Here is a 22,884-nt window from a genome sequence, read left to right on the forward strand (position 1 = left end):
GCCCCGGACCGCCGCCCCAACCCCCCACACCGTCACCGCCGGATCCTCCCGATCCAGCGCTATAAGCGCCGCTCGAATTGACGGCTGGATCGGCGTCACGGCCCTCCCCCTCACCGCATCCGGCGAGGAGGATGGCAGGGACAAGGATCAACAGAACAGAAGCGATAATGCGCATGGCGTGACCTCCGCGCAGCAGGCTACGTCCCCGCTCGAGGATCGCCCCTTAATCCCATCTTAAAGCGATTCGCGCGCCCCTCCCGCGGCGCCATCGCCCTTGCTCTCTCATCCATTCCGCAGGCCCGCGGAGAGCGTGTTCGCCGGGCGGGATGGGGGTGCGCAGGAGGGCACGTCGGACGCGCAGGAGGGCGCTGACGCGGCGCAGGAGGGGCGGCGGGGCCGCGCAGAACCCGCGCGATCGTAACAGAGGACACATAAGAGGGCGCGCGGGAGGGGCGGCGGAGCCGCGCAGGACCCGCGCGATCGTAACAGAGGACACACAAGAGGGCGCGCAGGAGGGGTGCGGAGGCCGCGCAGGAGAACGCCGGGCCCGCGCAGCAAGGGCGCCAGGGGCGCGCAGGAGGGGTGCGGAGGCCGCGCAGGAGAACGCCGGGCCCGCGCAGTAAGGGCGCCAGGGGCGCGCAGGAGGGGTGCGGAGGCCGCGCAGGAGAACGCCGGGCCCGCGCAGCAGAGCGCCAGTGCCGGGCCGCAGCGGCGCCTGAACCGCGCAGCGGAGCGCCAGCGCCGCGCAGCAGGATATGTCGTCTCAGAGGGGCACGTGCGCGAGGAGGATGTCGGTCGCCCAGCCCTCGCTCTCAAGGACGCCGAAGCCGGTCGGCCCGGAGAAACTGAAGCTCGTCACGAACGACAGGTGTCCTTTCGCGTCGAGCACGGAGGCGGCGAGGCTGATGTTCCCGAACTCCTCGCCGAGCTCGACGATCCGACGCTGCGCGACGAACGCCCCGGTGCCTGGCTCGTAGGTGGCGATGTAGGTTCCCCGCGTGTTCACCGAGCCGCCGCCGAGGTCGAAGGAGTCGAAGGGTGGCGCGAGCGAGATGATGAGCGCGACCCTGCCGTCGGGCGCGAACGAGAGGCTGGTCGAGCCGAAGTACTGTGCGCCCGGGAGCGCGTTCACCCAGCGGATCGCGCCGTCCTCGCCGGCGAGCTTCATGAGGAAATTGCCCCGTATACCGTCGATTCGCCCCTCCCCGAGATCGGCGCCCCGCGCGAACTGGCCGGCGATCAGCACGTCGCCGTGCTCGTCCACGATCAGCGCCTTCGCCACGTCGCCGCTGATCTCACTACTGTCTTGGGGGGCGCCGAAGTGCCTCGACCAGAGGTGGGCGCCGTCCTCCCCCGAGTACTTCGCCACCCAGGCCTGAGCGCCTCTCAGCCCGGTGGTGGAGCCCCCGCCGAGGTCGGCGTCACCAGAGAAAGTCCCTGCGACGAGGATGTCGCCGTGGAGATCCACGGCCATCCCGCTGATCGCGTACGTGATGGATCCGCTCAGGTTTCCCACGTCCGTCGCGAAGCGGGTCGTCCCGTCGGCGGCGAACCTGGCGAGGGTAAGGCGGCCCCCGGCTTGAGCGGCGACACTGACGTTGTTTCCGGGACCGACGGCCACGCGGCCTCCGAAGTCGAAGCCGCCGCCGCCCAGGCGGTGCATCCAGCGCGGGGCGCCGTCCCGATCGAGCGCGAGCACGAAGATGTCGCTCGAGGAGGTCCTCGGGTCGTCTCGTTCCAGCTCTTCCAGGACGAGGTCGCCGGCCTGGAGCGGACCGTTCGCGTAGTGGCCGATGACGGCGATGCCGTCGTTTCCGTCGACCGCGACCCCCGTGGCCATCACGCGGCTGCCGCCGCCGAAGCGCCGGACCCAGCGCAAGGCGCCGTCGTCTGCATACGTGGCGACGAAGATGTCCGCGTCGCCGACGAGCGGCGTGGCGCCGGCGCCGAAATCGGCTGCTCCCCCCGACCAGCCGGCCAGGACGACGTTTGCCTCGCTATCGATCGCGAGGGCCGTGGCCTCCTCCGTCCCGGGTCCCGAAATCTGCTGGTGCCAGGCCTCCGCTAGCGGCGATCCCCCGCCGCCACCCGCGCCCCCGCCGCCACCCGCGCCCCCGCCGCCACCCGCGCCCCCGCCGCCACCCGCGCCTCCGCCACCCGCGCCCCCGCCGCCACCCGCGCCCCCGCCGCCACCCGCGCCCCCGCCGCCACCCGCGCCTCCGCCACCCGCGCTCCCGCCGCCACCCGCGCTCCCGCCGCCACCCGCGCTCCCGCCGCCACCCGCGCTCCCGCCGCCACCCGCGCCTGCGGCCCCCACGCCATCGCCGCTGGATCCTCCCGATCCCGCGCCTGGGGCGCTGCTCGAATCGACCTCCGGATCGAGCACACGGATCTCACCGCACGCGGCGAGGGTGATGGCAGGGGCAAAGAGCAGCAGAGCAGAAGCGATGATACGCATGGCGCGACCTCCGCCGAACAGGCTACGTCCCCGCCGCAGGACCACCCCTTAATCCCCCCTTAAACCGACTCGCGCGCCCTCCCGCGGCTCCCCCGCCCTTGCTCTCCCATCCATTCTGCAGGCCCCCTACCGCCGCTCCCCCCCGCCCTCGCCCGTCTCCCCCCCGCGCGACTCGCCCCCTCCCCCCGCGGCCGGCTCCACCGCGACGTAGTGGACCGGCAGCGCTGGATCCAGCGAGTACCCGTCTGCGTCTCTCCGGAGCCACGGCTTCATCCCGAGCTTCCGCAGCTGGTTCATCGCCACGTAGATCCGGTTCGCCGCCGCGTCCGGCAAGATCCGCTCGCCGGGCCACCCCGCCTCCTTCAGCGCGGCCAGGGAGAGCCCTCGGCCGGGCGCAGACCGCTGCTGCTCGGCCAGCGCGTGCAGCAGGCGCCGCGCCGCGTGGCGCTCGCGCAGGTCGTGCCAGCCGCCGCCCGGCGGGCGGACGAAGCGCGCCCCCTCGGTCAGGAGGAGCTCGCCCTCCGCCCGCGCCTCGGGCAGGCCGCCCAGCGCCGCCAGGCTGCGCTCCAGGATCCGGAGCAGCAGCCGCACGTCGTCGGATCGGCTCGCGCTCGACGGCGATCCCTCCCGGGCGCGCCCGATCCTGCGCCGCGCCTCGCCCGCGTGCGCCGCCGCTTCCTCCCCCCGCCCCGCGCGGCGCGCCGCCTGGGCGAGCGCGAGGTCGACGAAGCCGGACGCCACCCGCGCGAGCTCCACGTCGGGCTCGTCCCCGAGCTGCGCGAGCAGCCGCTCCGCGGGCTCGATCGCGCGCCGCGCCTCCTCCACCTCGCCGACCGACGCGAGCGCCGCCCCGAGGCGGCAGAGGGCGATCCCCTCGGAGCGGCGGTCCCCCACCTCGCGGAGCAGCCCCACCGCGCGGCCGTGGCACGCGCGCGCGTCGGGGAGGCGCCCCTCCTCGTGGTGGAGCGCGCCGAGGTTGCCGAGCGTGATCGCGAGCAGCCGGAGGTCGCCCACCTCGCCGAGGATCGCGGCGGCGCGCTCGTAGCGCCGCCGCGCCTGCGCGGGCGCCCCGCGCTCCTGCTCGAGCAGGCCGGCGTTCGTCGAGAAGATGCCCTCCATCCGGCCGTCGCCGATCTCCGCCGCCATCGCGATCGCCTGCGCGTAGTAGGCGGCGGCCTCGCCCTCGCGGCGCTCGTCGTGGTGGAGCGCCCCGAGGTTGCCGAGCACCCGCCCCTCGGCGCGGCGGTCGCCGAGGGCGCGGTGGAGCGCGAGCGCCTGCGTGTAGTGGTCGCGCGCGCGCTCCATGTCGCGCCGGCCGTGGTGGAGCACGCCGAGATCCGCGAGGATCCCCGAGAGGAGCGCCTCTGCGCCGAGCGCCGCCGCCTGCGCGCGGGCGCGCTCGAGGTCCTCGAGCGCGGCCTCCGCCTGCCCTCGGAGCCGCCGCGCGCGCCCCCGCGCCGCGAGCGCGCGGGCCACGACGCGCGGATCGGCCGCGAGCGCCTCGGCCGCCGCGAGCGCGCGGTCGAGCAGCTCGAGCTGCGCCCCGAACGGCCCCCGGGTGCTGAGCACCGGCTCGACGGCGCAGAGCGCCCGCAGCGCGCGCTCGGCCGCCGCCTCGGCGCCGGCGCGGGGCGCCGTCGCCAGGGCGAGCGCGCCCTCGGCGACGGCGAGCAGCTCCTCCAGATCGCCGGCGATGCGGTTGAGCGCGTCGAGCGCGCCGCGCCGCTCGAAGTCCGCGGCCGCGGCCTCGCCGGCGGCCAGGTAGAACGCCGCGTGCCGCTCGATCGCGGCCTCGCGCTCCCCGCGCTCGGCGAGCTTCTCGGCGGCGAGCTCTCGCACCACCTCGTAGAGCGCGAAGCGCGTCGCCCCGTCGCTCCTCGGGGGCGCCGCGCGGAGCAGCGACTTGTCGCGCAGCGCCTCGATCCGATCGATCGCGGCCGCGTCGGGCTCCACGAGGACGGCGGCGGCCGCCGCGAGCGTGAACGGCCCGTGGAAGGCGGAGCAGCAGGCGAGCGCCCGTCGCTCGCGGTCGTCGAGGAGGTCCCACGACCACTCGATCGCGCCGCGCAGCGTCGCCTGCCGCGCCTCCCTGCCGCGCGCCGCGCCCGCGAGCAGGTCGAGCCGGCTCCCGAGCCGCGCGAGCAGGCCGCGCACGCCGAGCACGCCCTCGCGCGCCGCCGCGAGCTCGATCGCGAGCGGGATGCCCTCGAGCCGCCGCACCAGCGCGGCGACATCGGCGAGGTGCTCGCCGCCGGGCGGCGGCGGCGGCGCGGAAGCGCGGTGGGCCGCCGCGCGATCGAGGAAGAGCGCCACGGCCGCGGTGCGCTCGGTCGAGCCCTCCGCGGGGAGGCCGAGGGAGCCGAGCTCGTAGCTGATCTCCCCCGCCAGGCGGGTGCGCTCGCGCGACGTCGCGAGGAAGCGGAGCTCGGGCGCCGCGCGCACCCACGCGTCGAGGGCCGGCGCGGCCTGCTCGAGCACGTGCTCCAGGTTGTCGAGCACGAGCAGCGCCGGCCCCTCGGTCGCGAGGGCGCGGCCGATCCGCTCGACGAGCGTCGCTTCCCGGCGCCCTGCCGCGACCTGCGCCCCGATCGCGCGCGCGACCGCGCCGCAGACGGCGCGCAGGTCGCGGCACGCGGTGAGCTCGCAGAGCCACACGGCCTCGCCGGCGTGCGCCTCGGCCCAGCGGCTGGCGAGCTCCAGGGCGAGCCGCGTCTTGCCCATGCCGGCCGGGCCCCAGAGGGTGACGAGCCGTTCGCCGCGCCGGAACAGCTCGGCGATCGCGACGAGCTCGCCCTCCCGGCCGATGAAGCGCGACGCGGGCAGGGCAAGGTGCCGCCTCCGCGACCGGGCTGCGTCCGCCATGGGCCGACCTTCGATCGGACGGGGGCTGGATTCAACGCCAGAGCGGGCGGACGGCGGAGCTGCGGCGGGACGGCGGAGGCGTGGCGGGGCTCAGGGTCGCACGAGCGGGGTCACGAGCAGCTTCTTCCGTGCGCCGCTGAGCTCGACCTGCACCTCGATCCCGCGCCGATCGAGCACCGACAGCGGGCGGATCGGCGTCACCTGGGCATAGAGATCGCCGGCGCCGCACCAGGTGCCCTGGAGCGCTGGCGCCTCGGCGTCGTCGGGCGTGAAGACGACAGCGCCGGTGCGGCATCCGCCGTCGACCGCCGCGTAGAGGCCCTCGATGCGGTCGAGCGCCGCGGGGCGCGCGCGAAAGGCGAGCTCCGCGCCCTCCGGCGTGCGCAGCCGGCCGGATTCGCCGCCCGGATCGGCGGTGGCCGTCCACCCGTCGCTCGCGAGCGAGAACGCGCCGCTCGGGTCCTCGGGTCCCTCGAACCACCGGGTCATGGTCGCGTAGCTGCTCACGCCGCCGCAGACGTACAGCGTGACCGTTCCCTCGCCGCGCACGAGGGCGAGCACGGCGTCCGTGCCGTCGACCGTACCGACCGAGATCTCGGGCGGCGGGGCCTCGGGGTCTGCAGCGCACCCCGCGCAGAGCACGGCGCCGAGCACCCCGGCGGCGCGCGCGAGCGTGCGAGCGCTCTTCATGAAGAAAACGATCCCACCGGAGCGATGAAAAAAGCGCATGGGGTCTTATTTTAGTCGAGACCCGGGGCGGAGGGAGCGGCAGTTCCGTGCCAAAGGCAAACGGGAGCCCGTGAGCGCTACGCCCCTCCGTCCGGCGGAGCATCGCTGGACAGCCCCTTTCGTCGCGCGGCGCGGACCGCCGCGAGCCAGTGCTCCTTGGCCGGGTCGCTGTCCCACGGCGGGGCCTCCCGGTAGAGCGAGTCCCAGAATTCGCGCGCTGCCGCCTCGGCGGTCGCGAGCTCGCTCTCGCCTTCGGGCGCGTCCTCGACGGCATCCACGAGAGCACGCCATGGGTCCGAGTCGTAGCCTCTCAGGTTCGACCACGGCCTTGCGGGCTCTCCGTCGAAGAGCCCGTCGCTGCTCTGGAGATAGCCCTCGTACGCGCTCTGGGCCACGGCGTCTCGCCGGCGACGGTTGACCTCGTCCACGCAGGAGTGCCGGTAGGACTCGGCCCATTCGCGGTCCTCCTCCGGTACGTCATCTCGCCAGGCGCTCGCATAGAGATCGCGCAGCTCCTGCTGGAGCGCCCGGTACTCCTTGGTATCCGTGCAGTGACTCGACGCGTCCCAGAGGGCTCGGTTGCGCGCCGCGCTCGGCCCGGGGAGGCGGAGCAGCGTATTCATCGGCCAGAACCGCGCAGGCTCCAGCCTCTGAGGGATGGGCCTCGTCATGGAGCTCGGGAGCCCGCGGCGCCCGCGCCGAAACCCCCTCCGAAAGGCGCGGAGCGCCGAGGGCCGGTCCACCTCGGGGGCGTCGTCGACCGTCAGCGCCCGCCATACGGACGTCCGGTGGAGGCGCGCGGCCGGATCGCCCGTCGCGCCCTCGCCCTCACCCGCGACCGTCTGCCCGAAGTCCACGACGAAGGTAAAAAACGCGCTCTTGACGGCTTCGAGCAGCATCGGCCACGGCGGAGCAGGCTCCTTGTCGAACCTGCCCGTGAGGCTCTCGGGAGAGCCCGCATCCACCCTCGGGCGGATGGCCTCGGGCCGCGAATCGTCGACCCACCTCCCGAATTTCTCGCGATGCGCCTCGGCCCATGCGCGGTCCGCCTCGGGCAGGTCGTCGTGCCATGCTTCGGCGCACAGCCTGCCCAGGGTCTCGAGGTCCATGTTCCGACCCAAGGCATCCTGGGGCGAAAATAGGTGACTCGCCGTGCCCGCCTCGACATCGTTGCGCCGCATAAAGAACCACACGCGCGACGTTTTCAGCTTCATGGATGATCCCCTGGCTCACCGCCTGTCGGATCGGTGGGTTGCTCGCGCGCAAGATTCCATGGAGAGGCGGTGAGCATCAAGCCATGCGCGCGTCCAGTCCCCGCGCCGCGCCTTCCCGATGCGTACCTGCGGGCATCGCTGGTCTCGAGCGAGCTCGCACGGGCGAGAGAGAGGACCGCGCTTCACCCCCGCGCCAGAGCGGCGTCACCGCCCCAAACCCGACGCTTGCGCCTGGGACGATATCGTCAGAGACCGGACCGATGAAAAATGCCCATGGGGTCATATTTTAGTCGAGACCCGCATCGGAGAGATGCCGGAGTTCCGCGGTGGACGGCGCCGAGCTCGTGCCCTCTCAACCCCGGTCGAGCGGCGCGAGTGTTCGCGGAGCCGCGCTCGAAAGAACGGCGCAACTATGCGCTGCTGGTGAAGGGCGGCTCGGACGGGCTTCCTCGACCCAGCGATGTTGGGCAAATTGTTCGGCACCGTCACTCCCACTGCTTCGAAGGCGAGGCCCCGGTCAGCGGCGGCGCTTGGGCGCCGATCACCGTCCTCCAGGTGGTCGGTCGCGGCTTGACCGGCGGCGGCGACCGCTAGTAAGGTCGGCCACCGTCTACGGATACGTGGATCGGTGAATCAAGGGGGGAACCGATGAACCATCGGCGCGGCGTTCTGCTCGTCGTGTTTGCCTGCGGCTGCTCCATCGTGGATCCCAGCGATCGCGACGAGCTGAGACACCAGATCGCGTCAATGCCGCTCGACGAAATATCGAGGCTCAGGCTGTTGGGGATGAACTCGGCGGCGATCAACTGGCTCAAAGGCAGGCCACCGGGGGATCAAATGGGCAAAATCCAGTGCCGCTACCAGGCAGGCGGTCAGTGGACCAACTGGGCTGACCAAGAACCGTCGTTTATTGTCGACGATATGCGCGACTGTCTCATCAAGCGACCTTTCTTGGTAAATTACCTAATGTGCAAGGACGAATGGGAAGCGCTGCAGCGTCAACTCAGAAAAACCGACCTCGAGAACAGTCTACCGATCCCCGGTGGGGCGATCGTCGAGTGCCGATTCGTGTGGGATTTCCGCTACGACCCTGAGAAGGGACCGGCCGAGCTGACGGACCCCGACGCGGTCGACATAGACGACATCATCAATACCTTGATCGCGCTACCCGCGCCGCCTCCTGGATGGGCCTTTCCTCGGCTCGTCCCTCTCCTCTGCCCGCTCGGCGTTGGACCGGGGTGGGGCTGCCCGCCCGGGCCGACGGACCCGACAGGCGGACAGCCCACGGACCCGACGGGCGGACAGCCGGGAGATCGGCCATGAGGTGGCTGGCGAAGCTCCCTGGAAGACTCGCAGTGCAGGAGGCAGGCTACGGATACGGCCTGTTTACGACCAAGAGCCCCGATCTCTGGAAGTGGCACCTCGAGAATCTCGGCCAGCTGTGCGCCGAAGCGTGGGATGATAGCCTGCCCGAGGAAGACCGCGCATGGGCAGAGCCGTATCGCAAGAAATTCAGCACGTGGATTGACGATTCTGGACACGCTGACATGGACCACAAAGCGAGTGCGGTGTATCTCCGGAGCCGCCATGGCCGCTTCGGCGGAGAGCCCGCGTCGCCCTGGCCCATGCTGCTGGAAGCCGTTCAGAGCGCGTTCTTCGCCATGCTAGAGGGTTTCAAGAAAGAGCGCCCCGGCGCAAGCGAGCCTGCTGCGGTCGACCCGATGTCGCGCCTCCACAAGACCTATCTCTGGCAGACGCTCACCTCCGACGAGACGGCCCAGGAGCACCGAGTCGACGCGCTCCGCGCCTTCCAGAGGGGCTTTCGGATCGGACGTCGCGGAAGGCCGAGGACGCTAACGAGGCCCATCCCCCCGATGCTGGAGCCTCCTGCGACCTGGGAGATCGGGGCGCCCGCGCTTCCCGGTCCGAGCGCCGCGAGCGAGCGGGCCCTCAGAGCGCTGCCGGTTCCGGACGATCCGAAGGAGCTTGCGGCACGCACGCAGGAGCGGAGAGCGCTGTATGCGAGCGCATGGCGAGATGACGTGCCGGAGGAGGACCGCCTCTGGGCAGCGCTGTACCGCGAAACGTGCATGCTGTGGGTCAACAACCGTCGGCGAAGTGCCCTGGCGCAGAGCGCCTATGAAGGTTATCTCCAGAGCAGCGATGGACGCTTCGGCAGCGGGCCTGCTGGACCGTGGCGTAGCGTGGACACCTTCGCCAAGGAACCCTGGTACTCTCTCGTGGACCGTGTCGAGGACGCGCCCGAGGGCGAGAGCGAGCAGGCGACGGCCGAGGCAGCAGTATGGGAATACTGGGATGCGCTCTACCGGGACGCCCCACCGTGGGACAGCAACCCCGACCGGGCGCACTGGCTCACGGCGGTCCGCGCCGCTCGAAGGAAGGCGCAGGCCGACGATGGTCCGCCGGCGATGGGCAGGTAGCGCTCGAACGGGGTCGCGCGCCGGGCTCGTCGCGCTGTCGCTCCTGCCTGCGGTCGCGCGGGCGGAAGAGAGCGCGCCGCCACGCTGGGAGATCGACGTCAAGGCGACCTACGTCGTGCTGGGGTCGCGTGCCACGCGCGCAACGGGCGGCATCATGCCGTCGGTCACCGGCTTGCGCCGATGGCCCGTCCGCAACGCCGTGGACATCGGCATCGGCGCCGACGTGGGCCTCTTCGGCCTGGGCGGCGACGCGCGCTGGCTCGGCGTGCTGACCGGGCCCACCGCGGCCGTCCGGGGCAGGCCGTTCCGTGCGCCGGTGTCCTTCGAGCTCGCGGCGCGGCTCGACTTCGGGCGCATCCCTGTGTGCAACGCATGGGGGTTGTGCCTGCGTTATCTTGGATTCTTCCCGGCCATGGAGGCCGGCGCGGCCTATCTATCGACACAGCATGTGGCGATCGTGGCGACGTGCGGCGTCCGCTTCGTCAGGACGCTCGCGTGGTCCGGCGTCAGCGTGGAGCCGGCGGCAGCGGGTCGAATCTTCTGGTAGTCAACCGCCGCCAACGGACGCCACCGCTGGCGCAATAGCCCCGGGAGAGCCCGTCCGCCTAATCGGCCCCGCTGCAGTCCGCGACGTGAAATACCGCCGTCTCCAGGCGCGCCTTTGCACCGTCGAAGAGCCGGATCAGGTCGCACGGCCCCGCCGACACGTCGGCCTCGTACGGGTCATCTTGCAGACCCTCGATGATGATCTCGCAAGCCCCCTGGTACAGTTCTCCGTCGATCTTCGCGGATGTGTGAGGCGAGCCGGGCTCGTCCATCACGTCGAAGAAGGAAAGCGGCGCGCCATCCTTCGCGACCGCCACGCTCAGCTCACCTTGATCGCGCACGATGCACCACCCTGAAACATCGTCGCTTGCGTCCACGGCCCTCGTGCCGTCGTCGCCGGTGTCGATCACCAGCGCTTCGCCGCCCCGTGAGACGGTGACCTTCCCCGCAACCTCGGGATCGGGGATGCACCCGCTGCTCGAGGCGCTGACGGCACCCCAGAACAGGAGCCGGCAAGCACGCCTGAGGACACCAGCGCCCCCATCGCTCATGTCGTGCATCCGTCGTAGCTTTGAGCGGTCACCGTCGGCGGCGTCCCCCTGGGGGTGCAGCACATCTCGTGTTCTTCTCCATCCTCTTCAACATACGTTGTTCTGTCCTCGTATCCCTCCCAGCAGACATCGTCCACCAGGCTGGGGATCACACAGAGCGTATAGCCCTCCGGAATATCGCTTCGAACAACGCCGGCACAAGCACGTGCGAACGTCGGCGACTCCGACGCGGTAGAGGTATCTTTCTGCCATCCGTCCCATAGGACATCCGTATCTTCCGCGCAGTCGTGCGCCTCGTTCTGCGCACCCTTCCAGAGCCACACGGCTGGGTATCCCTCGCGGGGACCTCGGCCGGGGCAGTCGCGATCTGGAGCGCAACCTACCCCAGCGCTCACGGCGATGAACAGAAGAACGCATCGCATCGACAGAAGCCCTCCTAATACAACGCAGGACCACAGCTGAAATCGCCGTCCTCGCAGTACGGCCGGCGCCGTTCGGCCTTCACCGTCGCGCCTGCTCGCTGCGAGAGCGCAACACGCGGGCGGCTATCCGCTTCCGTCGGGGCGGCCCTCGCCGCACCTTCCGGCGACGGTAAACGCTGCTGCTCACGCAGCGGCGATACCCGCTCCGCCAGCACCGTCTCCAGCTTCTCCGCGCGGAGCGCCATCGTAGTCGGGCGCGCAAGCCAGAGAGCGCCTGCGCATAGCGCGGCCGTCGCAGCAAGCGAAACGGCGACGCGGCTCGCGAGCTTCCGGGGCGGCGTACCGCCAGGGCCGCTCCCGGCCATCATGATCTCTCGCCCTGGCTCTCGGCCGAGCGAGAGGGGCGGCAGGACGGGCTCCTTCGATGCAGGCTCCGTCGGCGATGGCACGTCAAGCGGAGGGACCTGCAACAGCAGAAGCTCATCCTCATTCGATGGCGCCGCCAACGGCCCTCTCTCGGACGGCCGGGTGCCCGACGCTTCTGTCACGGGCCCTGGCGCACACGGACTCTCCAGATGGGAGCTGCGTAAGGTCGACGGCGCCGCGCCGGTGACAGGGGCGTGCTCTTCGCTCCGGCACGGTGCCCGGTCCAGCGTGGGCCATGCATCCGCGAGGCCCTCGAGCACCGTGATGAAGTGGTCGACGCTCCTGTACCTACGGCGCGGCTCCTCTTCCAAAGCCATCTCGATGGCGGCAGCCACGGCACGCGGAATGTCGATGGGGATCGCAGGCTTGTGCCGTTGTGCCGCCAACACACCTGAGTGGCCGACGTCGAGCGGGCGACGACAGACGAGCTCGTACAGCAGGGTCCCGAGGCCGTAGACGTCAGCCCGGGGCCCCACCCGGTCGCCGCGAAGGAGCTCAGGAGGCGCCACGAGCGGCTCCAGCGCGGCCTCGTGCGGCTCGATCCGGAACAGCCGGACGAGGCCGAACTGGCTGATGCTGTAATCCCGATTCGACGTGATGAACACGCGGTCTGGACCAAACGCCCCATGGCACCAGCCCAGCGCGTGACACCGCTGGATCGCCAGAGCAATCTCGATCACCATGTGCAGCGCGGTGGATCCGAGATCGGCACCGCGCGTGGCATCTCTGATGCTGATCCCATGACTTCGCTTGCACGCGACCCAGGCAGAGACGCCGCCCGCATCTCCGTAGAGCACAGGCTCGACCTGCGGGACCGCTCGTCCGACTTCCTGCAAGCGCTGGAGCTCCGAAGTGAAGGCCGTCCGGTCGATCGTCTGGCCCTCGCGCAGGTGCAGCCAGACGGCGGCGCCCTCACCGCCTACCTGTTGGGCGAGGAACGTGCGGACCATGCCGTTGTGAACCTCGCTGAGGATCCGGTGCCCTTCCCAGACGGTACCAGGCTCTACCACGAGAACCGCACCTCCGCGCCGCCCGCACTTGCGCGGACCTGAGGGCCGCTCGGCAGCACCGCGATCGCCAGCGTCGCGGCCCCGAGCACGCTACCAGCGACGAGGGCTGCCGTGCTGAGGTGCTGCTCTACATCGATAGCGCGCATCGCGCTTCGCGTCTCGCTGTTCTCCTCCCACTCGAGCCTGCACATCTCGGCCCTCAGAGCGCTGTTCTCAGTCGATGCCACGATGTGCAGCACAATCCCAGACACCAGGAGCGTGCCAGACGCAGCGGAGCCTGTATAAAGAAGCCACGGTGCTGGGGGACCTGCTGGTCGTGTGAGCGCGCCCGCCGGCGTCGCCTTCAACGGAGCGACCGAGCGCACGCTCGCCGGTTCGGCGCTCAGAAGGACGACGCGCGACTCTCTCGCGGTGACGTGCACCGTGGAGCGTACCTTGCGGCCATCCGGCAACATCGCCGCGACCTCATGCTGCCCAGGCGCCACGTAGATCTGACCGCTCTCGTCCACGAGGCGCCCGTCCACGATCACGGGCGCCGCCCCGGCGGGCGCGAACACGTGGAGCTGCGCCACCTCGAGCCGCGCCGCCGCCAGGTCCGCATGCCGCGTGTCGTGGAGCCGCCGCTCCCTCGGCGTGGCCGGCGGGCGCATCTCCTGCACACACTGCGTGAGCTCCATCACGGCGTCCACCCAGCGCCTGAGTCGGCGATCGAGCTGCCCGAGCTGGCAAATCCCCACCGTGGAACGCTCGATATCGTAGATCTGCGCCCACAGGTCGCGAGCGCGCGCGACGTCGAGCCGGTCCAGGGCGGCCTCTGCCTCCTTGATCATGGCTATCACGCGCGGCGACCGTGGCGGCGGCTGCGCGGCGAACGCTGGCTCGAGCGCGAGGAGGAACATCGCGACGGCCGCCACGTGCGACCAACAGATGACCAGCGCAGAACGCAGCAAAGCACACCTCGGCCCTACCAAGGGGACCGGTGCCGCGCCGGCCCAATCCGGCGCGGTACCGCCTTTCAGCTCAGCCTCGGCATCGGCCGGAGCGGCGTCCATCCCTCGGGCAGACATGCCCTAACACAGCTCTGCCTGCGCTTTGAATCCCCCACAGGCCGAATTCGCCCTCACGAACGCATTGCAGATCGCGCCCCAAAATTCTCACCAAATCGCCCTTCTGGACGGTCGGGTAGTGCGCTCATTCAAACATGAAGGCGGGAAGGCCGGAAGAAAACCTGAATAATCTTCCCGCCTTCCGGTCTTCGTGTGGCCCCTGTCGGGGCAAGTGACCGCACCACCCAGGTGCGGGGCACGAGACGAACGTGGGCGGCGAGGTACTCGCAACACCGCACCGGCGTCGTGATAAGATGCCGCATGAGCACCACGGCCCGCAAGCACGAGCCGGCGCCTGCCACCGAGGCCGACCTGCTGGGCTTGCCCGAGCAGGGGCGGGGGTTCGAGCTGGTCGACGGCGAGCTGGTCGAGAAACAGGCCGGTTTCCGCCACGGTCGCGCCCAGTTCAATCTGGCGGGCCTGCTCTCGCCGTATCGCCGTGGAGGCGGCGGCGCTGGCTCCGGGGGCTGGTGGTTCCTGACCGAGCAGCTCGTCGGCTTCTCGCCCAGCCAGATTCTCCGCCCCGACTTGGCCGGCTGGCACAGGGAGCGGCTGTCCGAGCCGCCGGAGGACGACGATGCGGTGGTGCGGGTGCGGCCCGATTGGGTCTGCGAGATCATCTCGCCTCGCCATGCCGCCCACGATCGGATCCGCAAGAAGCGAATCTATCACGCGCACCAGGTGCCTTATTACTGGCTCATCGATCCTCGTGATGAGAGCCTGACAGTGCTGCAATGGACTGCCCGGGGGTATCTGGAGATCCTGGTCGCCCAGCGCGGGGAGCGCGGGCACGCGGAGCCTTTTCCCGAGCTGGATCTGCAGGTAGGGGTGCTCTTCGGCGACGACGAGGCGGCCCCGCCGGCCGCAGGCGGCGGGTAATGCCGGCGTCGCGACTCGACAGCAGCTCGCGCGGGGTTGGAGACGGGCCGATGCTGCCCGTGCAGAGCTGGAATCCGTACAGCTTCGTCCTCGACAACGCGCTCAACTACATGGATCCGAGCGGCATGCCACCCGGCAGCGCTCGCCCGCAGTCCGCTTGCGCTCCTCGCTCCCAGCTCATCCCCGGCCCCTCCCCGGCCTCCCTCGGCCGTGCGCACAGGAGCGCGATCGCGGGGGCGCCCCGGCGCCGTGAAACCGCCGCTCAGCCGAACCGGTAGTGCTTGCGCACCGGCGAGCGCACCTCCCAGGTGCAGCTCAGCCCCGCGGGGAACGTCACCAGATCCCCCGCCTGGATCCGCACCGGCGCGCCGCCGCCCTCCGCGGGCGTCACGATCACGTCGCCCTCGAGCAGGTAGCAGAGCTCCCGCTCGTCGTAGTGCCACGAGAAGGTCGACACCTCCTTCGTCCAGATGGGCCAGCCGCGCGCCCCGAGCTTCGCCAGCTGCTCCTCCGACGGACCGTGCTCCAGCTTGATCGACTCCATGGCTCCTCGTCCTCGCTTCATGCGCGGCCGCCGCCGGGCCCGCCCCCGCGGCGCCCACCGCGATCGTCGCGGCGGATGCTACCAGCTCGGCCCGTCGCCGCGGCACAGCTCGCGCACCTCGCGCGCGATCGCCGCCATGCGCCCGAGGCTCGCGAGCAGCGCGTCCGCGCCCTCGCCGGGCGCGGCGAGCGTCGCCTCCACCCTGTCGGCGAAGCCCTCGGGGCACCGCGAGAGCGCCCGCGTCCTCGGCAGGGCGCCCTTCTCGTTCGAGAGGTAGCGCTCGTTCAGCGCGAACAGCGCCTGCACCAGGCAGGCCGCGGCGCGGAACAGGCAGCCGCTCACGTAGAACACGTCGCCGCGCCGCGCGGCCTTCCTCGCGGTGTCGATGGCGAAGCCGGCCTCCCACAGGAACCTCTCGAGGAGCGCCCTCCGCAGCGCCGGCGGATACGGCGTCACGAGCGCCTTCAGCGGAGCGAACGCGCCCTCCGGATCGAAGAGCGGCCGGCAGTCGTGGACATCGGCCAGGTAGTTGGCGCTGAGGAAGCCGTGCGGATGACCGGGCTGGTAGTCGCACGTCACCTGCCCCGCCCGGCACTCCTCGATCACGCGCCGCACACGCGCGAGATCCCGGTAGAGCCAGTCGACCCGGTGCCCCTCGATCTCCAGCCACGCGCCGCCGTTGATCCAGGGCCCCCACGCGCCAGGCGGCGTGACGACGTCCTCGGCGGCGCCCCCGTGGAGCTCCCGCGCGAGCGGCGCCACGTCGCCCTCGGCGCCGCCCGCGCAGAGCTCCCGCGCGAGCGCGCGCAGCGCCGCGAGGTCGGGCGGGCTCTCGGGCTCGTAATAGATGCCCAGATCGACGTCCGAGTCCGGGTGGCCCGCGCCGCGAGCGCGCGATCCGCCCAGCACGACCGCCACAACGCCCGGGATCGCGCCGAGCCGAGCCGCCACGCGCGCCGCCACGTCCACTGCCTCGTCCATGCCGCTTCCTCCTGTCGATCCCCACCGCGACGCGGCGACGCTAACATCGAGGCGCCCGCGTCGTCCCACCCCGCGCGGTCCCACCCCGCGTCGTCCCACCCCGCGCGCCCCGCCCTCGGCGCCCCGCCCGCTGTGCCTGCGGCCGCCGTTCTGCTACACGGCAACCCGTGCCCGACCTCATCGTCCACCCGGCGGAGCGGCCGCTCATCGGGAGCGTGCCGGTCCCTGCGGACAAGAGCATCGCCCACCGGGCGCTCCTCCTCGCCGCGCTCGCCACCGGGCAGAGCCGCATCCGGGGCGGGACGCTCGGCGGCGACGTCCTCTCGACCGTGGGCGCGCTGCGCGCCATGGGCGTCCGCGTCGAGGAGCCGTCGCCGGGCGACCTCGTCGTCCACGGCGCCGGGCTCTCCGGCCTCCGCGCCCCCGACGGCCCCATCGACTGCGGCAACTCCGGCACCACGATGCGCCTCCTCGCGGGCATCCTCGTCGCCCAGCGCTTCGCCGCGCGGCTCGTCGGCGACCCGTCGCTCTCGCGCCGCCCCATGGAGCGCGTCGCGAAGCCGCTCCGGCTCCGCGGCGGGCGCATCGAGGGGCAGCTCGATCCGCGCAAGATCGGCGAGATCACGGCGCCGCTCGACATAGGGCCGCTCCCCGAGCCGCACGTGCTCTCGTCGATCGAGCACGAGATCCCCGTCCCGTGCGACCAGGTGAAGAGCGCCCTCCTCCTCTCCGGCCTCTACGCCGACGGCCCCACGTTCGTGCGCGAGCCGATCGTCTCGCGCGATCACACCGAGCGCATGCTCACCGCGCTCGGCGTGCCGATCGACTCGGTCGGCGCGATGGTCTGCCTCGACGCGGCCCGCTTCTCCGGCGCGCTCCCGGCGTTCGACCTCGACGTGCCCGGCGACCTCTCCGCGGCCGCGTTCCTCGTCGCCGCCGCGCAGATCGTGCCGGGGAGCCGCGTGACAGCGCGGCGCGTGGGCCTCAACCCGACGCGCACCGGGCTGCTCGAGGTGCTGCGCGACATGGACGGCGGCGTCGCCGTCGAGATCAAGGGAGAGGCCCTCGGCGAGCCCACCGGCGACGTCCACGTCGCGCCCGCCTCCTCCGGCGCCGGCCTCCGCGCCGGGCGCGCGGGCGGCGAGCTCGCGTCGCGCGCCATCGACGAGCTGCCGATCCTGCTCGGCCTCGGCGCGCGGGCGCGCGGCCTCACCGAGGTGTTCGACGCGCGGGAGCTGCGCTCGCAGGAGACCGACCGCATCGCGGCCATGGCGTCCGTGCTCGGCGCCTTCGGCCTGCGCTGCGAGGAGCGCACCGACGGGCTGCTCGTCGAGGGCAGGCCCGACCGGCCGCTCGACGCGGCCGACGTCGACAGCCGCGGCGATCACCGCATCGCGATGACGGCCGCCGTGCTCGGGCTCGCCGCCAGCGGGCCCACGCGCGTCCGCGACGCGGGCTGCATCGCGACCAGCTTTCCCCTCTTCGTCGGGACGCTGCGCGCCCTGGGCGCGCGCATCGAGGTCGAGGGCGCCCGCGGATCGGTGAGCGAGTAGACGAGTAGAGAGGAGGAGGAGCGCAGGTGACCGAACGACAACGACAGGACGACGCGCACCACCTCCCGGTCCGGGGCGAGCCCCGGCGGCTGCGCGTCGCGATCGACGGACCGGCCGGCGCCGGCAAGGGCACTGTCGCGCGCGGGCTCGCCGAGCGGCTCGGCTACCTGCTCGTCGACACCGGCGCGATCTACCGCGCCGTCGCGCTCGCGGCCCGCCGCGCGAGCCTCACGTGGGAAGAGGAGGGCGAGATCGGCGCGCTCGCCGAGGATCTCGCGCGCGGCGGGCGCATCGCGCTGGAGCGGAGCCCGCACGGCATGCCGCCCGACTCCTCCGCCCCCCCGCCCGCGGACGCCCCGGCCCAGTCGAGCCTGGGGGGCAGCGGCATGCGCGTGCTGCTCGACGGCGAGGACGTCTCCAGCGCGATCCGCGCGCCCGAGATCAGCCTCGGGGCGAGCCGGGTCTCGGCCATCCCCGCGGTGCGCAAGGCGCTGCTCGCGATGCAGCGGCAGGCCGGCGCGGGCGGCGGCGTGGTGCTCGAGGGGCGCGACATCGGCACCGTGGTGTTCCCGGACGCCGAGGTGAAGTTCTTCCTGACGGCGCCGGCCGAGATCCGCGCGAAGCGGCGGTACGACGAGCTCGTCGCGCGCGGCATGCCCGTCAGCTTCGAGGCGACGCTCTCCGACGTGCTCCGCCGCGACAAGGCCGACAGCGAGCGCGCCGTCGCGCCGCTCCGCAAGGCCGACGACGCGATCCTCGTCGACTCCGGGCACAGGAGCCCGCAGGAGATCATCGACGAGATGGCGACCCTCGTGGAGCTCCGTGCGCGCGGCGGCTGAGGTCCGCGCCGCCGTCGCCGCCGCTGCCGCCCTGATGGCGCTCGGGCTCCCGGCCTGCGGGGACGCCGCGCCGGGGCTCGCGGGCGGCGGCCACCCCACGCGCGCCGCGAGCCCTGCAGGCCCGCGCGTCGTCCGGCGCATCGAGCCGGCCGATCTGCTCCCGGCCGATCTCGATCTCGTCGTGCGCGTCGACGTCGCCCGCATGCGCGAAGGGCTGGGCCAGGCGGCCTCGGACGAGCTCGCCCGGCGCGCGCTCGACGAGGTGCCCGACGAGGCGCTGGAGAGCGCCCTCCAGCGCGCCGACGTCGTCTGGCTCGGCCTGCGGCTCGCCGATCTCGAGGAGGGCGATCGCGTGGTCGTCCTCGAGGGCAGGATGGCCGGGCTCACGCCCGATCCCGGCCGCTGGGAGCCGGCGCCGGCGGCGCAGGAGGGCGGCGCCGTCGACCGCGTCGCCGTCTTCGACCGCCGCGGCGGCGTCGCGGGATCGCGCGCCGACACGGCGCGGATCATCGCGCTCGGCGATCGCGCGGTCGCGCTCGTGTCGGCGGTCGAGGTGAGCAGCGTCGCGCGCCTCCTCCGCGACGGCCCCGACGCGCGCCGCGGCGACCCGGCCGCCGAGGGGCTCGTGAGCCTCGACCTGCGCGCGCGCCGGCTCCCCCCCTACCTCGCGCGGCGCTTCCCGTCGATCGGCGCGCTCGTCGCGGGCGTCGCGCGCGTCCGCGCCGTGGCGTCCCTCCACGACGAAGGGGTGCGCCTCGACGTGGAGCTCGTCGGCGTCGACGCGGCCGGCGCGGCGCGCGCCCGCCGGTTCCTCGAGGTGCTCCGCGACAACGTCGAGGAGGGTCGATACGCAGATCTGATGAAGGAGCTCTCGATCGAGCAGGTGGAGAGCACCGTGCGCCTCCGCTGGCTCTTCCCCGCGCCCCTCGTGCTCGCCCTGCTGTCCGGGCGCTCCCCGGGCTAGAACAACGATCACGTTGAAACCCGGAGAATTTTCACAGGGAGGCGGGGAGGCGGGGAGGAAGAAAAATGATTTTCTCCCTCTTGTCGTCTCTCGCTCCCCGCCTCCTCGCCTCCCTGTGAAATTCCTGCTTTTTCTCGTGGTTTCAACCCGTTTGTCGCTCTAGCCGATGCCTGACACCCTGATCGAAGAACCGATCCGACCGACCGTGACCGACGACCTCGCCGCGCCCGCGCCGGCGCCCGAGGGCGACGCCGCCCCCGCGGACGCGCGCCCCGCGCCGCCCGGCGAAGCCGCCCCGCAGCGCCCTGGCCGCCCCCGCGGGGCCGCGTGCCTCGTGGCAGCGATCGCGCTCGCCGCGCTGCTCGCCGGCGCGGCGCTCGGCGTCTACTTCTTGTTCTGGCGCTATGTGCCGACGGCCCGGCAGCACATCCCGGGCGACGCGAACATCGTGGTCCGCCTCGAGACCGCCGACCTCGCGCTCTTCGGCCCCGTGCGCCAGCACTTCCTCCCGCTGCTCGACGACGCGCCCCGGACCGCGTCGCGCAAGGCGCGCATCGAGGCGGCCACCGGCCTCGATTTCCCGTCGGATCTGCGCGAGATCGTCGTCGCGTCGACCGACGCCGCGAGCTGGGTCGCGCTCGCGGGCGGGCGCATCCCGAAGGGCCGCTTCGTCGCCGGCATGGAGAAGGTCGCCCGCGACGAGGGCTGGACCGGCGTCCGCCGCGAGGGCGAGCTCCTCCTCGTCGGGCCGCGCGCCGTGCTCGGCCAGGCCGACGACGGCACGATCGTCCTCGGCACGGACGTCGAGATCGTGAAGGCCGCGCTGCCCGCGTCGCCCGACGCAGACGAGTGGCGGCGCCTCGATCTGCCCGAGCAGGGCGCCGTCACCTTCGCGCTCACCAGCGCCGCGTGGTCCGGCGCCGCCACCGCGGTCTCCGGCGTGCTGCCGCGAGCCGGAGCGCTGTTCCGCCGCATCGACCACGCCTCGGGCGCCCTCACGCTCGGCGCGGAGCCCGCGCTCTCGATGCTCCTTGCGCCGGCGTCGGGCGAGGCCGCCGCCGCGCTCGTCCCGGACACCCAGGCGCTGCTCGGCAGCCTCAAGCTCGCCCTCGCGTTGCTCCCCGACATCGCCGACGCTCGCGCCGCGCTCGATGGAGCCCAGGCGCTCGCGCAGGGAGATCGCGTCGAGATCCGGACGAAATGGCCCCACGAGGGCCTCGATCGCGCCTGCGCAGAGCTCGCACACCGCGCCCGCGCCGCGCGCGACGCGCTCGACGCGCTCGACGCCGGAACGCGCGCGCCGGGCGGCGCGCCCTGAGATCACGCTGCTTTGGGCGGGCGGGCACATCCTTCCCACCAAAACGGACCGGACCTACAAAAACCTCCAGTGGCTCGGTCGTTGCATTGACAGAGGCCCCTCCTCAGACTACAGGCTCGCCTCTCCCGAGGGGCCCGGGTGCATCGGTACGCGTGTGCCTGCCCCTCCGCCGCTCGTGCGTGGCACCTAGGGTCCACGCCTGCGCCCGCGCGGCGAATCCCAGGGAAGGAAAGGAAACAAGAACGAACAACATGACTAGTAACATCCATATGGAGGCAGGCTCGTCCGGGGCGAGCATGGAGAGCTTTGCCGCGCTCTTCGAACAGAGCGTGGAAGGGGGCGATTTCGCGCGTGAAGGAGAGATCATCTCCGGCACCGTGGTCGCAGTGAACCGCGACTCCGTCGTGGTCGACATCGGCGGCAAGAGCGAGGGCGTGATCGCGCTCCGCGAGTTCGCGGACGCCGCGGGCCAGAGCGCCGTCAAGGCGGGCGACAAGGTCGACGTCTACATCGAGAGCCGCGAGAACGACGACGGCCTCGTGACCTTGTCGAAGGAGAAGGCCGACAAGATGAAGGTCTGGGATGAGATCTCGAACGCCTGCGAGGCGGACGAGCTCATCGAGGGCACGATCAGCCAGCGCGTGAAGGGCGGCCTCTCGGTCACCATCCGCGGCGGCGTGAAGGCCTTCCTCCCGGGCTCTCAGGTCGATCTCCGCCCGATCCGCAACTTGGACAAGCTGATCGGCCAGACCTACAAGTTCAAGGTCATCAAGTTCAACAAGAAGCGCGGCAACATCGTGCTCTCGCGGCGCGTGCTCCTGGAGCGCGAGCGCGACGAGATGAAGGCCAAGACGCTCGAGACGTTGACGGAAGGGATGACCGTCAAGGGGACCATCAAGAACATCACCGAGTACGGCGCGTTCGTCGACCTCGGCGGGATCGATGGCCTCCTGCACATCACGGACATGTCGTGGGGCCGCGTGAACCACCCGAGCGAGGTGTTCCAGGTCGGCGACGAGGTCCTCGTGAAGGTCCTCAAGTACAACGCCGACACCGAGCGCGTCTCCCTGGGCCTCAAGCAGACCCAGGAGGACCCCTGGAACCACGCCGAGGAGGCGTACCCGGCGGGCAAGAAGGTCCGCGGCAAGGTCATGTCGATCACCGACTACGGCGCGTTCGTCGAGCTGGAGCCGGGCGTCGAGGGCCTCATCCACGTCAGCGAGATGAGCTGGACCAAGAAGGTCAAGCACCCGTCGAAGCTGCTCGAGGTGGGCCAGGAGCTCGAGTGCCAGGTGCTCGAGGTGGACGCGCGCGCGAAGCGCATCAGCCTCGGCCTCAAGCAGCTGGAGCCCGATCCGTGGATGCTGTTCACGGACAAGTACCACCCCGGCGACAAGATCGCGGGCAAGGTCCGGTCGCTCACCGACTACGGCGTCTTCGTCGGGATCGAGGAGGGCGTCGACGGCATGGTCCACAAGAGCGATCTCTCGTGGTCGGTGCGCGTCAACAACCCGAGCGACCTCTACCACAAGGGCGATGACGTCGAGGCGATCATCCTCTCGATCAACCACGACGAGAAGAAGGTCTCCCTCGGCATCAAGCAGCTCTGGGACGACCCGTGGCCGAGCATGCTGACGGAGTACCCGCCCGGCCGCGTCCTCGACGACGCCCAGGTGGTGAGCATCGTCGACTACGGCGTGTTCGTGCGGCTGCGCGAGGGCGTCGAGGGCCTGATCTCCCAGGGCGACGTGCAGGAGCCCGAGGAAGGCAAGCTGAAGGTCGCCGACAAGGTCAAGGCCGAGATCTCCTCGCTCGACACGGTCGACCGCAGGCTCTTCCTGACGATGAAGAACATCGGCATGGAGCGCCCCGCCCCGGTCCGGCAGCAGCAGCAGAAGCGCAAGGACGACGACGACAAGCCGGTGGCCGGGACGATCGGTGATCTCATCAAGGAGAAGTTCGGCGCCAAGCTGGACCTGAAGTGACGCGGATCGGCGCGCGGCGTCGCTGAGGCGGCCGCGCGCCAGGCGCTCACCCGCCG

General features: G+C 71.8%; 18 protein-coding genes. 9 read left to right on the forward strand and 9 right to left on the reverse strand.

The window, feature by feature from the left end:
- Nucleotides 1-763: 763 nt before the first annotated feature.
- From WMF22_RS36950 to WMF22_RS36965, 4 genes are all read right to left on the reverse strand, one after another.
- Nucleotides 764-2,458 carry a hypothetical protein gene (locus WMF22_RS36950; protein WP_438032803.1) on the reverse strand — a complete coding sequence of 565 codons (1,695 nt, stop codon included), beginning with the start codon at nucleotides 2,456-2,458 and terminating at the stop codon, nucleotides 764-766.
- 126 nt (nucleotides 2,459-2,584) lie between these two features.
- A complete protein-coding gene (locus WMF22_RS36955) occupies nucleotides 2,585-5,320 on the reverse strand; it encodes an ATP-binding protein (protein WP_438032804.1) in 2,736 nt (911 codons plus the stop codon).
- A gap of 90 nt (nucleotides 5,321-5,410) precedes the next feature.
- On the reverse strand, nucleotides 5,411-6,010 hold the full coding sequence (locus WMF22_RS36960) for a hypothetical protein (RefSeq protein ID WP_438032805.1): 600 nt from the start codon (nucleotides 6,008-6,010) through the stop codon (nucleotides 5,411-5,413).
- Between the two features lie 116 nt (nucleotides 6,011-6,126).
- Nucleotides 6,127-7,158, reverse strand: coding sequence for a hypothetical protein (locus WMF22_RS36965; protein WP_438032806.1), 1,032 nt, complete (start codon nucleotides 7,156-7,158; stop codon nucleotides 6,127-6,129).
- Nucleotides 7,159-7,911: 753 nt separating this feature from the next.
- On the opposite strand from WMF22_RS36965, the gene WMF22_RS36970 reads away from it, so the two are divergent.
- Genes WMF22_RS36970 through WMF22_RS36980 form a run of 3 tightly spaced genes read left to right on the forward strand, consistent with a single transcriptional unit; the run spans nucleotide 7,912 to nucleotide 10,251 of the window.
- On the forward strand, nucleotides 7,912-8,586 hold the full coding sequence (locus WMF22_RS36970; protein ID WP_438032807.1) for a hypothetical protein: 675 nt from the start codon (nucleotides 7,912-7,914) through the stop codon (nucleotides 8,584-8,586).
- Between the two features lie 32 nt (nucleotides 8,587-8,618).
- On the forward strand, nucleotides 8,619-9,704 hold the full coding sequence (locus tag WMF22_RS36975; RefSeq protein WP_438032808.1) for a hypothetical protein: 1,086 nt from the start codon (nucleotides 8,619-8,621) through the stop codon (nucleotides 9,702-9,704).
- Nucleotides 9,679-10,251 (forward strand): hypothetical protein, encoded by a 573-nt coding sequence (locus WMF22_RS36980; RefSeq protein ID WP_438032809.1) that lies wholly within the window; start codon nucleotides 9,679-9,681, stop codon nucleotides 10,249-10,251. Before WMF22_RS36975 ends, WMF22_RS36980 begins: the two co-directional genes overlap by 26 nt.
- A 58-nt stretch (nucleotides 10,252-10,309) precedes the next feature.
- Here the strand turns inward: WMF22_RS36980 and WMF22_RS36985 are convergent, their stop codons facing one another.
- From WMF22_RS36985 to WMF22_RS36995, 3 genes are all read right to left on the reverse strand, one after another.
- The gene (locus WMF22_RS36985; RefSeq protein ID WP_438032810.1) at nucleotides 10,310-10,801 is read right to left on the reverse strand and encodes a hypothetical protein; all 492 of its coding nucleotides are present in this window, start codon (nucleotides 10,799-10,801) and stop codon (nucleotides 10,310-10,312) included.
- A gap of 436 nt (nucleotides 10,802-11,237) precedes the next feature.
- The gene (locus WMF22_RS36990; RefSeq protein WP_438032811.1) at nucleotides 11,238-12,599 is read right to left on the reverse strand and encodes a protein kinase domain-containing protein; all 1,362 of its coding nucleotides are present in this window, start codon (nucleotides 12,597-12,599) and stop codon (nucleotides 11,238-11,240) included.
- A gap of 53 nt (nucleotides 12,600-12,652) precedes the next feature.
- The gene (locus tag WMF22_RS36995) at nucleotides 12,653-13,573 is read right to left on the reverse strand and encodes a hypothetical protein (protein ID WP_438032812.1); all 921 of its coding nucleotides are present in this window, start codon (nucleotides 13,571-13,573) and stop codon (nucleotides 12,653-12,655) included.
- A 453-nt stretch (nucleotides 13,574-14,026) separates the two neighbouring features.
- Between WMF22_RS36995 and WMF22_RS37000 the strand changes: the two genes are divergently transcribed.
- Nucleotides 14,027-14,644 carry a Uma2 family endonuclease gene (locus WMF22_RS37000; RefSeq protein ID WP_437294647.1) on the forward strand — a complete coding sequence of 206 codons (618 nt, stop codon included), beginning with the start codon at nucleotides 14,027-14,029 and terminating at the stop codon, nucleotides 14,642-14,644.
- A 262-nt stretch (nucleotides 14,645-14,906) separates the two neighbouring features.
- Here the strand turns inward: WMF22_RS37000 and WMF22_RS37005 are convergent, their stop codons facing one another.
- Nucleotides 14,907-15,188: a cupin domain-containing protein gene (locus WMF22_RS37005; protein WP_438032813.1), complete on the reverse strand. Its 282-nt coding sequence runs from the start codon at nucleotides 15,186-15,188 to the stop codon at nucleotides 14,907-14,909.
- Between the two features lie 78 nt (nucleotides 15,189-15,266).
- On the reverse strand, nucleotides 15,267-16,169 hold the full coding sequence (locus tag WMF22_RS37010) for a nucleotidyltransferase domain-containing protein (RefSeq protein ID WP_438032814.1): 903 nt from the start codon (nucleotides 16,167-16,169) through the stop codon (nucleotides 15,267-15,269).
- A 167-nt stretch (nucleotides 16,170-16,336) separates the two neighbouring features.
- On the opposite strand from WMF22_RS37010, the gene aroA reads away from it, so the two are divergent.
- The 5 genes from aroA (at nucleotide 16,337) to WMF22_RS37035 (ending at nucleotide 22,828) form a co-directional block, all read left to right on the forward strand.
- Nucleotides 16,337-17,722, forward strand: coding sequence for a 3-phosphoshikimate 1-carboxyvinyltransferase (gene aroA, locus WMF22_RS37015; protein WP_438032815.1), 1,386 nt, complete (start codon nucleotides 16,337-16,339; stop codon nucleotides 17,720-17,722).
- A 26-nt stretch (nucleotides 17,723-17,748) separates the two neighbouring features.
- Nucleotides 17,749-18,561 (forward strand): (d)CMP kinase, encoded by an 813-nt coding sequence (gene cmk, locus WMF22_RS37020; protein ID WP_438032816.1) that lies wholly within the window; start codon nucleotides 17,749-17,751, stop codon nucleotides 18,559-18,561.
- Complete coding sequence (locus tag WMF22_RS37025) at nucleotides 18,545-19,525, forward strand: hypothetical protein (RefSeq protein ID WP_438032817.1); 981 nt, start codon at nucleotides 18,545-18,547, stop codon at nucleotides 19,523-19,525. Before cmk ends, WMF22_RS37025 begins: the two co-directional genes overlap by 17 nt.
- 166 nt (nucleotides 19,526-19,691) lie before the next feature.
- Nucleotides 19,692-20,843 carry a hypothetical protein gene (locus tag WMF22_RS37030; RefSeq protein ID WP_438032818.1) on the forward strand — a complete coding sequence of 384 codons (1,152 nt, stop codon included), beginning with the start codon at nucleotides 19,692-19,694 and terminating at the stop codon, nucleotides 20,841-20,843.
- The gene (locus tag WMF22_RS37035; RefSeq protein WP_438032819.1) at nucleotides 20,726-22,828 is read left to right on the forward strand and encodes a 30S ribosomal protein S1; all 2,103 of its coding nucleotides are present in this window, start codon (nucleotides 20,726-20,728) and stop codon (nucleotides 22,826-22,828) included. Before WMF22_RS37030 ends, WMF22_RS37035 begins: the two co-directional genes overlap by 118 nt.
- Nucleotides 22,829-22,884: the final 56 nt, after the last annotated feature.

This window comes from Sorangium sp. So ce204, from assembly GCF_051526795.1.
GTDB classification, from domain to species: Bacteria; Myxococcota_A; Polyangia; order Polyangiales; family Polyangiaceae; genus Sorangium; species Sorangium cellulosum_B.